This window comes from Nocardia sp. NPDC002869, assembly GCF_046764065.1.
GTDB lineage: Bacteria > Actinomycetota > Actinomycetes > Mycobacteriales > Mycobacteriaceae > Nocardia > Nocardia rhamnosiphila.
Map to the genome: position 1 here is coordinate 1 of NZ_JBKOOL010000163.1, position 12781 is coordinate 12781.

A 12781-nucleotide genomic window follows, 5' to 3' on the forward strand; every position below is an offset into this window, starting at 1 on the left:
GCCGGGGCCCCGCAACAACCCAAGCTCGGCGACAACCGGGGCCCCGCAACAACCCAGGCTCGGCAACCGGGGCCCCGCAACAGCCCAAGCTCGGCGACAACCGGGGCCCCGCAACAACCCGCGCTCGGCGACAACCGGGGCTACCGGTTCGCTGCGCGCCCCGGGTCGGTACCGCCGAGGGCATGGGTGCAGGCCGCCGGGGTAGCCGCTACTCATGAACACATGCAGGCGACCGGACCGTTCCGGGTCGTGGACGCGTCACCACCCGGCCCCGGGGCGGAGGCCGCGAGGGCCCGGTCTCCGGATCGTGCAGCACCACGTCACCCCGATGGTCCCGGGCCTCGCCGCGAAGAGCCGGTGATCCGGCGATGACGCTGCACATCGGCACCTCGGGCTGGCAGTACCGGGACTGGCGCGGTGTCCTCTATCCGGACCGGTGCCCGCAACGGCTGTGGCTGGAACACTATGCCGCGGGTTTCGCGACCGTCGAGAACAACAATGCCTTCTACCGGCTGCCCACCCGGGAGACCTTCGAGGCCTGGCGCGAGCGGACACCCGCCGACTTCGTCGTGGCGGTCAAGGCCAGCCGGTTCCTGACCCATATGAAACGCCTGCGCGACCCCGAGGAACCGGTCGCCCGGTTGCTGCGCCACGCGGGCGGTCTGGGACCGCGGCTCGGACCGGTGCTGCTGCAACTTCCCGGGACGCTGCGCGCCGACCCGGGCCTGCTCGACGCCTGCCTGCGCTGTTTCCCCCGTGATATCCGGGTCGCGGTGGAGCCCCGGCACGATTCGTGGTGGTCGCCGCGCATCCGCGGTGTGCTCGAGGACCACGGCGCCGCACTCTGCTGGGCCGACGCCGGCTCGCGCCCGGTGACCCCACGCCGGCGGACCACCGATTGGGGCTACCTTCGACTGCATCGCGGACGGGCGGCACCCGCGCCCCGCTATGGGCCGCGCGCGCTGCGCACCTGGGCCGAGCGGCTCACCGGGACCTGGTCCGACGCCGAGGACGTCTTCGTCTATTTCAACAATGATCCGGGGGGCGCGGCCGTGCGGGACGCCGTCGCGTTCGCGGCGCTCGCCACGCGGGCCGGCGCCACCGTGACACGCACCCCCACCGGCGTTCCCCCCTATCCCTCGGCCTGACCACTCGTTGCGCCGACCGGCGCAGGGAGCCCTTCCCGTTTCCCGCGCGGCCCACCGGGTATCGCGCCTGCGTCCGACGCCGCCCCGCCGTGAGATCCAACTCGCGGTGGCCATCGACGACTACAGCGTTCGGAGGAACCATGCAGATCGGCTACAAACTCGCCGCCGAGGGCTTCGGCCCGGGCGAACTGGTCCGGCAGGCTGTCCGCGCCGAAGCCGCGGGATTCGATTTCGTCGAGATCAGTGACCATTTCCACCCGTGGCTGGACAACCAGGGCCACTCCCCCTTCGCCTGGACGGTACTGGGCGCCATCGCCGCGGAGACCGATCGGATCGGACTCGCCACCGGGGTCACCTGTCCGACCGTGCGGTACCACCCCGCGGTCATCGCGCAGGCGGCCGCCACGCTCGCGATCCTGTCCGGGAACCGGTTCACCTTGGGGCTCGGCGCCGGGGAGCGGCTCAACGAACATATCGTGGGTGAGGGGTTCCCGGTCGATGTCGCCGGCCGCCACCAACTGCTGCGGGAAGCGCTGGAGATCATCCGGTCGCTGTGGGAGGGCGGTTACCGCTCCTATGACGGCAAGTTCCTGAAACTGTCCGATGCCCGCGTGTTCGACCTGCCCGACGAGTTGCCGGTGATCGCGGTGGCCGCCGGTGGCAGCCATGCCGCCGAGATCGCCGGCGAGCTGGGTGACGGGCTCTTCGCCACCGAACCGAAACCGCATCTGGTCTCGGATTACGAGGCGGCGGGCGGCACCGGCCCTCGCTACGCCGAAGTGCCGATGGCGTGGGCGCCCGACGAGCACACCGCGGCCCGGGCCGCCCTGGACACCTCGCGTTGGGCGCTCACCGGCTGGAAGGTGATGAGCGAACTGCCGAACCCGGTGAATTTCGCGGCGGCCTCGGCGACGGTCCGCGAGGAGGACATTCTGGAGAAGTTCGCCTGCGGGCCGGACCCGCAGCGCTACGTCGACGTCGCGCAGCCGTTCGTGGACGCCGGGTTCGATCATCTGGTGATGCAGAACGCCGGACCGGACCCGGACGGGTTCATCGATTTCTACCGCGCGGAACTGGACGAACCGCTACGCAAACTGAGTCCGCAGCCGGCCTGACCGGCGGCGGGCCCGGGCGGCCCGGCCGCCGGTCGGGCCGGTCCCGGTGATTTGGCCGGAGCCGGATTCGATCCGCTGTGGCCGGGTACGCGCCCGCCGTGACTGGCATGAGTATCAGAGAAGTAGCGCAACGGCCCGGACCGTTCGCCTCGCTGTACATCGACGCCGAACACGACACCGAGGATGCCGAACGGCAACGCGCTCTGCGCTGGCGGGCGCTCGCCGAGCGACTGGCCGCCGAGGGCGCTTCGGAGCAGATGATCACGGTGCTCGGCGCCGCGGTCACCGGCCGGCCGCCCGAGCCGGGCCGGGCCGGGCGGTTCCTGGTCGCCGACGCCGAGTCGGTGCTCATCGACCGGCGGTTACCCGGACGTCCGCAGCCGGAGATCGTGCGGGTGTCCCCGCTGCCTTACCTGTTGCCGCTCATCGAACACGAGGCCGGCGAGGTACCGCACGCGGTGGCGGTCGTCGACCGGGTCGGCTCGGATATGTACGGCGTGGACGAGCACGGCGAGGTCGTCGAGGAATCGGTCGAGGGCACCGCGCATCCGGTGCACAAGGTGCGCCACGGTGGCGGCTGGTCGCATCGTTCGATGCAGCGCCGGGTGGAGGAGACGGCCCGGCGCAACGCGGGCGAGGTCGCCGAGGAACTCACCCGGGTCGCCCGGCGCGTCCATGCGCAGGTGGTGGTGCTGGCCGGGGAGCCCGACGCCCGGTCCGCGGTCCACGGTGCGCTGGGTTCCACCGGCGCGCGAGTGGTGGAAGTCGAGGCCGGCGGCCGCGCCGAGAGCTCCGGCGACAGCGAACTCGACGACGCGGTCCGCGAAGTCGTCACCGAAGAGGCCGACCGGCAACGCGCGGACATCACGGCGCGCTTCGACAAGGCCCACGGCCGCGACGAGGGCCTGGCCGTCACGGGACTGCCCGAAACGGTCTGCGCCCTGCTGGCCGCCAACGCGGAGAACGTGCTGATCAACGCCGACGCGCTCGGTGATCGCACCGTCCGCATGGATCCCGGACCGCTACGCGACCCGGCCGCGCTCGGCGCCCCGGGCACGGCCACCGGCACAACCTGCCGCGCGGACGAGGCGCTGCCGGTGGCGGCGCTGGTGCGCGGTGGCACGGTGACCCCGATCGGCGCGGAGACCGCGCCACGGGAGGGAGTGGGGGCGCTGCTGCGCTACGCCTGAACCCACCCCCCGGAACGAGGTAGGAGAACGATATGGAGCGAGGAAGCAGCAAGCACGGTCCGGCCCGCGACGACGAGCTGGCCCACCAACTACAGGGCACCCTGCGGGGTAACCGGTCGAGCCGGGCCGAGGAATGGCACGACCCGGAACCGCCGGCCGACGACGACAATCTGGCGAACGAACGCGTGGACCGGACCGAACGCCGCGACCGCGGCACCTGACCGGCTCCGTCGGCACCGCGCGACGCCGATCGCGGGCGCGCGGTGCCGCCGACGCGCACAGCCCGTAACTATCGGATCATGGGTTTACGAGCCATCGTCCTACCGCTCTGCACAGTGGCGGTGCTGCTGTCTGCCTGCACGACGAGCTCGGTCGAGCCCGCCCCGGCGCCTTCGGTTGCCGTCGCCCGCGTGGACAGCGTGCAAGGCGACCTCGACGCGGTGGTCCGCGCGGGTGCTGTCGGGGCCATTGCCACGCTGACCGAGAACGACGCGACCGTCGTCGCCACCTCGGGCCTCTCCGATATCGCCGCCGGGACCCCGATCCCTACCGATCGTCCCCAGCATGTCCGGGTCGGTAGCGTCACCAAGGCCTTCACCGCCGCGATTGTGCTGCAACTGGTCGCCGAACACAGGATCGACCTCGACCGGTCGATCGACACGTACCTGCCCGGTCTGCTCATCGGTGCCGGGGTGGACGAGCACGCCCTCACCGTCCGCCAGATCCTGGCCCATCGAAGCGGACTGCCCGAACTGCCCGGAACCGCGGAGACGAACGAGTACGAGGCGGCACAGGACGGCCGCACCTACACCCCCGCACAGGAGATCGCCGCCGCCCTGCGGCAACCCGCGCAGTTCGCCCCCGGCACTCGATTCAAGTACACGAATACCAACTACATCGTCGCCGGCATGCTGATCGAGGCGGTCACCGGACACCGTTACACCGATGAGCTGCGCGACCGTATTCTCTCTCCGCTGGCACTGTGGGACACCTATCTTCCGGCCACCGGAGAAACCGGTCTGCGCGACCCGCATCCGACCGGCTACGCCACCGTCGACGGCACCGTTACCGATGTGACGCGGGTGGAGCCGTCGCTGCCGTGGGCGGCCGGCGCGCTGATCAGCACCGGCGCCGACCTGAACCGGTTCTTCCTCGCGCTGCTGTCCGGTCGGGTGGTGCCGCAGGACCTACTGCCGCAGATGCTCGACGGGAGCGATATGGGCCGCGGTGACGGCATGTCCTACGGGCTCGGCATTGCGTACACCGAGCTGCCGTGCGGCCGGCAATATGTCGGCCACCTCGGTAGCATTTACGGCTTTTCTGCCATCTCCGGCGCCGCCGCCCCGGGGCTCGCGGTCACCTTCTCCTTGACCGGCACGCTTTCCACCGTGGATGTTCGCAATGTGCTCACCCACGCACTGTGTGGGTGAACAATGCGGCCTGTCCGTCCACCCGTCCGGCCGCCCCGCGCGGCGGCCGGGCGGGCCGGTCAGGACGGCATCTCGGTGGCCCGCGCGGTATCGATCACGCCGAAGGTTTCGCCCTGCGGCGCGGTGAGTACGCCCATCCGTCCGAAGGGGCTGTCGTCGGGACCCATCAGCAAGGTCGCGCCCAGGCCGGTCGCCGAGGCGAGGATCGCGTCGGTGTCCTCGACCTGGAACCAGCTCAGCCAGTACGACGGCCCGGCGCCCGGGTTCTTGGTGGAATCGTTCAGACCGCCGACCGGTTCCCCGTCGGGAGCAAGGGCGAAGGTCGCGTAGTCGACGTTCACCCCGTCACCGATCTCGGTGAACGTCCAGCCGAACACCTGGGCGTAGAACTCCTGCGCGCGCCGATAACCGTCGGTGTGCAGTTCGTTCCAGCAGTAGGCGCCCGGCTCGTTGTAGACCGCCGCGCCGAAATGCTGCTTCGCCTGCCACGCCGCGAACGCCGCCCCGGTGGGATCGGTGGCCACCAGCATCCGCCCCACATCCAGCACATCGAACGGTGCCATGACCACGGTGCCGCCGGCCGCCGCGATCGCGGCGGCCGTGTCGTCGGCATTGTCGGTGGCGATATAGGTGGTCCATGCCGAGGGCATCGGCTGCCCGGGCGGTTTGGGGCCGATGCCGGCGATCGGGCGACCGTTGCGCAGCGCCATCAGGTAGCCCCCGGCTTCCGGCGCGCTGTCGGCGATCTCCCAGCCGAACAGGTCGCCGTAGAACTCACGGGCGCGTTTCGTATCGTCGACCTGGCAATCGGTCCAGCACGGGGTGCCGGCCGGCCAGGGAGTTTCACGTATCGGCATTGCGTGTCCTCCGTGTTCCGTTTCGGGTTCGCACGAGTCGAGCGATAACAGGCCGAGGTGGCCGGATGGGACAGACCGGATGAGACAGACGCCGCACGGCCCGCGTCATCGCGCTGCGGTCCGTGGCGAGCCCACCGTATCCACCGGGCGGCAGGCGGGCAACAACCGCGCAGCACACGCGACTCCAACGGCACGCCGATTGCCTATATCGTGAGTATGTGCTCATAATGTGAATCCGCTGTGGCCTGCGTCACGAGAGGCCTTCTGCGCCGCCAGCGCGGGAGCAACGCCCGGCCCGGTGCGACTCGATGGGATATGCACATGTCAGACCTTGCAACGACGGTCAACACGGGCGCCGCGGTCCTCGCGGTGGTCGTGCTCATCATCCGATTCGAAATCAACCCGGCGGTAGCGCTCGTCCTCGGTTCGTCCTATCTCGGGCTCACCGCGGGTCTGGGTACCGAGAAAACCGTCGAAACGATCGCCACCGGTTTCGGCGACATCATGGCCGAGGTCGGGTTGCTGACCGCCTTCGGCGTGCTGACCGGCGTGATGCTGCGGGAGACGGCGGGGCCTCGCTGCCGATCCGTACAATCGGCCCCGACCTGGGTGAACACACACGCGAAGTACTCGCCGCGGTACTGCGCCTCACCGACGACGAGATCGATGCCGTCACAGGCGCTTCGGAAACAGGGGTTATGGTATGACCTTCGCCTACACACCGGCGGCGCAGCTGCGCGACGTGACACTGCGCGACGGGCTGCAGCTCACCGGCAAACCACTGGATACCGAACGGAAGGTGGCACTGGTCCGCGATCTGCTCGCGCTCGGCGTTCCCGAGCTCGAGATCGGCTCCATGGCCCGCCCGGACCTGGTGCCGCCGCTGGCCGATTCGCTCGACGTGATCGCGGCGCTGACGCCCGAGGAACTCGCGAAATGCTGGGTGTGGGTGGCCACGCCACGGCATATCGAGAAGGCGGCCGCGGCGGGTGCGCGTAATTTCCAGTACTGCCTGTCGGCGTCGGATTCGCACAACAAGGCCAATATCGGGCGCACCACCGAGAACAGCGTCGCCGCCATGCCCGCGGCGATCGAACTGACCCGCGACTGCGGGGGCACCATTCAGCTGTGTATCGCGACCGCGTTCACCTGCCCCTTCGAAGGTGTCGTCGATCCGGCCCGGGTGCTCGGTATCGCGGCGGATCCGCGGACCGACGGCGCCGCCGATATCGTCCTCGCCGATACCCTCGGCCAGGCCGTCCCGGCCCAGGTACGGCAGCTCGTCGCGGGCGTCCGCGCCGACACCCCGCCGCGCCGCATCGTCTACCACGGTCACGACACCTGGGGCCTGGGGGTCGCGAACACGCTGGCGGCCATCGACGCGGGCGCCACGCTGGTGGACGGGTCGCTGGGTGGATTGGGCGGCTGCCCGTTCGCCCCGGGCGCGAGCGGTAACACCGCGACCGAGGACCTGCTGTTCGCCATCCGCCCCGACTGGCTCACTCCCGCGATCCTGGCGACCGTGGTCGAGACCGGGGAGTCGCTGCTCGCCGACCTGGGCGAACCCAACCGGTCCAAGACCGCGCAGGGGGCCCGCTCGAAAGCCCGGGCCTTCGACTGGGTGATCGGCGAGCAGTCGTGACGGCCGCGGATTTCCTCGTCACCACCCCACTGCCCGATCCCGGGATGCGGCTACTCGAAGCCGCCGGGTCGGTGACAGTGGCCGAGACCGCGATGAGCCGTGAGCAATTGGCCGACGCCTGCGCGTCCGGGGACTACCGGGTGGTGGTGGCGCAGTTACGGGACGAATTCGACGCGGAGTTGCTGGACCGGGCGAAGATCACCGGGATCAGCAATTTCGCGGTGGGATACAACAATATCGATATCGCGGCGGCCACCGCGAACTCGATCGTCGTGGGCAATACCCCCGGCGTCCTGACCGACGCGACCGCCGATATCGCCCTGCTGCTGATCCTGGCGGTCGCGCGCCGGTGTGTGGAGGCCGATACCTTCGTCCGGTCCGGCGAGTTCCACGGCTGGGAACCGGAACTGCTGCTGGGCCACGATGTCAGCGGCCGGACCCTGGGCCTGGCCGGTTTCGGCCGGATCGCCCGCGCCACCGCGCGGCGCGCGCTCGCTTTCGGAATGACCGTGGTGTTCTCCCCACGCCCGCCCGGTGACCGGGTGGTGAGCGAGGAGGAACTGGGCGAGTTCGCCGGCCGGGTGCAGCAGCTGCCATGGCCGGAACTGGTCGCCACCAGCGACTATCTCTCGTTGCATGTCCCGCTGAACGCCGAGACCCGCCATCTCGTGGACGAATCCGCGCTCCGGTCGATGAAACGGTCGGCGATTCTGATCAATACCGCGCGCGGACCGATCGTCGACGAGCGGGCGCTGGTCACGGCCCTGCGCGACGGGACCATCGCGGGCGCGGGATTGGATGTGTACGAGGACGAACCGCGGCTGGCGCCGGGCCTGGCCGAACTGCCCAATACCGTGCTGCTACCGCATGTCGGGAGCGCCACGGTACCGGTACGCGCCGAAATGGCCCGCCGTTGCGCGGAGAACGCGGTAGCCATGCTCCGCGACGAACTGCCGCCGTACCCGGTCAACCCGGAGGCGCGGGCGCACTGACCGCGGCGGGCCCGGGGTCGGCGGCCGGAATACGGCCGCCGAGGGTGCGGGTGACCTGTTCGGCGTAGCCGACGAGCAGGTCCACCCACGCCTCGCACTGCGTCAACGGCATCCGCAGGGTGGGGCCGCTGATCGTCAACGCCGCCACCGCTCTTCCGGCCGCGTCGAAAATGGGCGCGGACAGCCCCGATGCCGAATCCTCCCGCTCTCCGGCGCTGATCGCGTAGCCGTCGGCCTTCGCCCGGGAGATGAGCGACCGCAGTTCCCGTGGGCTGGTGACGGTGCCCTCGGTCAGCGGTTCCAGTGGTGCCCCCAGTACCCGCTCGGCGAGTTCGGGATCCCAGGCCAGCAGGATCCGGCCCGCCGACCCGGCGTAGAGCGGAATGATCTTGCCCACGTACATGTCCCGGCGCAGCGCGTGCCGGGTCTCGGCGATGGCCACGCACACCCGGAAACCGTGTTCGGCCCGGAAAACACAGGCGGTCTCCCCCGTCTCGTCCCGGATCTCGCGCAGTACCGGATCGACGATCGCCAGCAGGTCCCGTCCCTTGACCGCCGTCGCCGCCCAATAGCTCATCCGCAGCCCGACCCGGATCCGGTCCCCCGCCCGGTCCAGCAGGCCCTGCGCCACCATATTGGTGACCAGTCGCTGCACCGTGGAGGTCGGCAATCCGGTAGCCTTCTGGATCTCGCCCAGTGTCAACGACGGCCGGGCCAGGGAGAAGGCATCGAGGATCTCGGTGATCTTCCCCAATACCAGCAGCGGCTGGTGGTTCGCGGCAGCACCGCCGTCTTGCCTCGACATATCGCCGAATCTACGCGGTGTCCGGCCCGCTCCGGCGCCGGACACCGGCCCGGCCGTAGGCCACCGCGACCTTGCCGGCCCGAAGCCCGGCGGCCGCCGGCGCCGGGAGATTTCCGGACGCCGGCGGCGCGGACCACGTCGGGCACCTACCCGGGCCCGCGGGCGGTCAGATCTTCGCGAGCTCGGGTTCGGGATGCTCGGTGTCGCCGGTTCCGCCGGGTGCGCCGGACCGGTTGGGCAGCAGGATCGCCGTCACGATCACCACCAGCGACAGCGCCGCCGATACCACGAAGGCCAGCCGCATCCCGTCGAGTTGCGCGGTCAGCGTATCGATACCCGTGGCCTGCAGCGCACTGGTGCGACTCGCCATCACGGTGACCACCAGCGCCGTCCCCAGCGCGGCGGCGACCTGCTGCAGCGTGCCCAGCATCGAGCTGCCGTGCGAGTAGAGGTCCTCCGGCAGGGCCCCGAGCGCGAGGGTGAACACCGGCGTGAAGGCCGCGGCGAGTGACAGCATGAGCAGGATGTGCAGGGCCAGCAGCTGCCAGTACGGCATCGTGACCGAGATCTGGGTGAAACCGGCCAGCGCGGCGGTGATCCCGATCGCCCCCGGGATCACCAGGACGCGGCCACCGAACCGGTCGAACAGGCGGCCGATCACCGGGCCGAGCACACCCATGGCCAGACCGCCGGGCATGACCAGCAGCCCGGTCTCCAACGGCGACAGACCGCGCAGGTTCTGCAGATACAACGGCAGCAGCATCATCGAGCCGAGCATGGCCAGAAACGCCACCGCCATCAGGACCAGGCCCAGGCTGTAGGTGCGCGAGCGCAGGATCCGCAGATCCAGCAGTGGAGTGCCGTGCCGCTGCAACCACAGCTGCCGGGCGACGAACAGGCCGATCAGGACGGCACCGGCGACGGTGATGAGGATCGGGGTGGCGACCGTGCCCGCTTCGAATCGGCTCAACCCGTACACCAGGCTGCCGAAACCGAGCGCGGCGAAGACCACGCTGAACCAGTCGATCGAACCGGTCTCCGGTTCCCCGATGTTCTCCAGCCGCCGCAACCCGAACCAGGTGACCGCGCCCGCGATCGGCAGCACCAGCATGAACAGCCAGCGCCACGAGGCGACCTGCAGAACCAGACCGGAGATGACCGGTCCCATGGCCGGAGCCACCGAAATGGCCAGGGTGACATTGCCCATGACCCGGCCGCGGTCGCGTTCGGGCACCACGGTCATCAGGGTCGTCATCAGCAGCGGCATCATCACCGCGGTACCACCGGCCTGGACGATCCGCCCGGCGAGCAGTACCGCGAACGAGGGCGCCACCGCCGACAGCGCCGTCCCGGCGAGGAAGACACCCATGGCCAGCGCGTAGGCGCGCCGCGTGGTGACCCGCTGCAGGAACCAGCCGGTGACCGGGATGACGGCCGCCATGGTGAGCATGAAGGAGGTCGACACCCACTGCGCGGCCCGTTCGGTGACCTCGAGGTCGTGCATCAGGCGCGGGATCGCGTTGATCATGATGGTCTCGTTCAGGATCACCACGAAGGTCGCGATCACCAGCAACCGAACGACGGCCGGGGTACCTCCTCCGGTCCGGCGGTCGGATAACAGGGCGGGCATCGGCTACCTCCGGAGGTCGTGAGCGATCTGGCGTGAGCGGGGCGCGGTCGTCGATGACCGTTGCCCGGCGTACGTCAGAACAGACGAGTGAGCGGCGCTCGGCTCATCGGTGACGCGCCAGTGTTTCTTACGGCTGTGCAGAGATCAATCGCTTTTCGGGCGGCTGTATTCCCGGTCCCAGCCCGATTGCCCAGGTCGCGACGGCCCGCCCCCGACCACTCCGCATGCCGATATGAGTGAGGTCACGCGAGCCCGCGCATCGTATCGGAGAACGGGCTACCGGAAGGTCAGCAAAGCCCCAGGTGCTGGGCCGCGATCTCGAGGTCCTTGTCGCCGCGCCCGGACAGACACAGCAGGACCACCGACCCGGCGGCCAGGTCACCGCGCTCGGCCAGCTCGAGCAGACAGCCCACCGCGTGCGCGGATTCCAGGGCGGGGATGATGCCCTCGCTGTGCGCGAGCGCCTCCATCCCGCGCAGCGCGAGAGCATCGTCGACCGGGACGGCGGTCAGGCGGCCGCTGTCCTCGAGATGGCTGAGTTCCGGGCCCACACCCGGATAGTCCAGACCCGCGGCGACACTGTGCGTCCCGGAGATCTGGCCGTCGTCGTCCTGCAGCAGGTAGCTGAAGGTGCCGTCGATCTCGCCGGGACTGCCGGCGCTCAGCGATGCCGCGTGCGCGCCGGTTTCCATTCCGCGCCCGGCGGCCTCCGCACCGAGCAACCGCACCCCCGGATCGGCCACGAAGGGACGGAACGCGCCGAGGGCATTGCTGCCGCCGCCGACACAGGCGATGACGTAGTCGGGTAACCGGCCCTCGGCGGTCAGGATCTGGGACCGCGCCTCCGCCCCGATGGGGTGCTGGAAATCCCGCACGATCCGCGGATAGGGGGCGGGCCCGGCCGCGCTGCCCAGCAGGTAGTGGGTGGTGTCCACCTGTGACACCCAGTCGCGGACCGATTCGGTGATCGCCTCCTTGATCCGCCGGTTCCCGGTGTCCACCGCCCGCACCTCGGCGCCGAGCAATCGCATCCGGATCACATTCGCCCGCTGCCGTTCCATATCGACGGCGCCCATATAGATGGTGCAGCTCAAACCGAGCATCGCACCCACGGTCGCGACGGCCACTCCGTGTTGTCCCGCACCGGTTTCGGCAACGATGCGGCGTTTGCCCATGCGCCGGGCCAGCAACCCCTGACCGAGCGCGTTGTTGATCTTGTGTGACCCGGTGTGGGCCATATCCTCCCGTTTGAGATAGACCGTCGGCGCCGGCGTACCCAGCCGCGCCGCGAACCGCGGCACCCGGTGCAGCAGGGTGGGCCGGCCGACCCGGCTGCGCAGCAGGCCGGTCAGCTCCCGGACGAACGCCGGATCGGCGCGGGCGGCATCGTATGCGCGCTCCAAGTCGAGCAGCGCGGCCATAAGACCCTCGGGGACGTATCTGCCGCCGAATCGGCCGAATCGGCCGCGCTCATCCGGGAAATCCCCGGGTCGTAGGGTATTCCGCGCGACCTCGTGATCGACAACCATCCAGCACTCACATTCCCTGTTCCCGACTCCGCCACCGAAATTCTGTACGCCGGGCGCAAGCACCGGGTCACCTCTCGGCAACAGAGTAGTTAACAGTACTAAAGGGTTGGATTCTCGCCGCGTCGCCGCGTACCGCGCAATCGGAGCCTTCCCCACCACGAGAACTGCCCCCTATTGTAGGATTGTCGACAATCCGGCCAGGCTCGACCGGCCGCCGTCAGGGAGGAGCGTCCCACCGTGCTCACGGAAGCCACACTCACCGCCGCCGAACGGGAAGCCGTCGAGTCGGTACCCACCGGCCTCTTCGTCGACGGCCGCACCCGCGAAACCGCGAAGACCATGCCCGTCCTGGATCCGGCGACCGGACAGCAGCTGTGCGAGGTCGCCGACGCCACCCCCGAGGACGGTCTGGCCGCGCTGGACGCCGCCGCGGCCGCGCAGGC

Annotated in this window: 11 protein-coding genes and 3 pseudogenes; 10 read left to right on the top strand and 4 right to left on the bottom strand. The window is 69.9% G+C overall.

The features are described from left to right. Positions 1-368 precede the first annotated feature (368 nt). The 5 genes from ACLML9_RS23675 (at position 369) to ACLML9_RS23695 (ending at position 4883) form a co-directional block, all read left to right on the top strand. Positions 369-1148, top strand: a complete 780-nt coding sequence (locus tag ACLML9_RS23675; RefSeq protein ID WP_411947586.1) for a DUF72 domain-containing protein — start codon at positions 369-371, stop codon at positions 1146-1148. Between the two features lie 140 nt (positions 1149-1288). Next, complete coding sequence (locus ACLML9_RS23680; protein WP_411947587.1) at positions 1289-2263, top strand: TIGR03557 family F420-dependent LLM class oxidoreductase; 975 nt, start codon at positions 1289-1291, stop codon at positions 2261-2263. A gap of 107 nt (positions 2264-2370) precedes the next feature. Beyond that, complete coding sequence (locus tag ACLML9_RS23685) at positions 2371-3453, top strand: Vms1/Ankzf1 family peptidyl-tRNA hydrolase (RefSeq protein ID WP_411947588.1); 1083 nt, start codon at positions 2371-2373, stop codon at positions 3451-3453. 32 nt (positions 3454-3485) lie between these two features. Beyond that, positions 3486-3674 carry a hypothetical protein gene (locus tag ACLML9_RS23690; protein ID WP_030519206.1) on the top strand — a complete coding sequence of 63 codons (189 nt, stop codon included), beginning with the start codon at positions 3486-3488 and terminating at the stop codon, positions 3672-3674. A 78-nt stretch (positions 3675-3752) separates the two neighbouring features. Further along, complete coding sequence (locus ACLML9_RS23695) at positions 3753-4883, top strand: serine hydrolase domain-containing protein (RefSeq protein WP_411947589.1); 1131 nt, start codon at positions 3753-3755, stop codon at positions 4881-4883. A gap of 59 nt (positions 4884-4942) precedes the next feature. Here the strand turns inward: ACLML9_RS23695 and ACLML9_RS23700 are convergent, their stop codons facing one another. Continuing rightward, on the bottom strand, positions 4943-5740 hold the full coding sequence (locus tag ACLML9_RS23700) for a VOC family protein (protein ID WP_411947590.1): 798 nt from the start codon (positions 5738-5740) through the stop codon (positions 4943-4945). Positions 5741-6061: 321 nt separating this feature from the next. Between ACLML9_RS23700 and ACLML9_RS23705 the strand changes: the two are divergent. The 4 genes and pseudogenes from ACLML9_RS23705 to ACLML9_RS23720 form a co-directional block, all read left to right on the top strand. Then, a pseudogene (locus tag ACLML9_RS23705) lies at positions 6062-6253 on the top strand (gluconate permease); the annotation flags it as partial. Positions 6254-6306: 53 nt separating this feature from the next. Next, positions 6307-6447 (top strand): annotated as a pseudogene (locus ACLML9_RS23710) (CoA transferase); the annotation flags it as partial. After that, positions 6444-7382 carry a hydroxymethylglutaryl-CoA lyase gene (locus ACLML9_RS23715; RefSeq protein ID WP_411947591.1) on the top strand — a complete coding sequence of 313 codons (939 nt, stop codon included), beginning with the start codon at positions 6444-6446 and terminating at the stop codon, positions 7380-7382. The pseudogene ACLML9_RS23710 and the gene ACLML9_RS23715, both read left to right, overlap by 4 nt. Positions 7383-7426: 44 nt before the next feature. After that, entirely contained in the window at positions 7427-8374 is a 948-nt protein-coding gene (locus tag ACLML9_RS23720; protein WP_411947595.1) for a 2-hydroxyacid dehydrogenase, read from the top strand. Here ACLML9_RS23720 and ACLML9_RS23725 read toward each other — a convergent pair. The 3 genes from ACLML9_RS23725 to trpB form a co-directional block, all read right to left on the bottom strand. Beyond that, entirely contained in the window at positions 8349-9179 is an 831-nt protein-coding gene (locus tag ACLML9_RS23725) for an IclR family transcriptional regulator (RefSeq protein ID WP_411947592.1), read from the bottom strand. The genes ACLML9_RS23720 and ACLML9_RS23725 overlap by 26 nt on opposite strands. 166 nt (positions 9180-9345) lie before the next feature. After that, positions 9346-10809, bottom strand: coding sequence for a DHA2 family efflux MFS transporter permease subunit (locus tag ACLML9_RS23730; protein WP_411947593.1), 1464 nt, complete (start codon positions 10807-10809; stop codon positions 9346-9348). 287 nt (positions 10810-11096) lie between these two features. Then, the gene (gene trpB, locus ACLML9_RS23735; protein ID WP_411947594.1) at positions 11097-12338 is read right to left on the bottom strand and encodes a tryptophan synthase subunit beta; all 1242 of its coding nucleotides are present in this window, start codon (positions 12336-12338) and stop codon (positions 11097-11099) included. 237 nt (positions 12339-12575) lie between these two features. Here trpB and ACLML9_RS23740 point away from each other — a divergent pair. Then, positions 12576-12781, top strand: a pseudogene (locus tag ACLML9_RS23740) (NAD-dependent succinate-semialdehyde dehydrogenase); the annotation flags it as partial.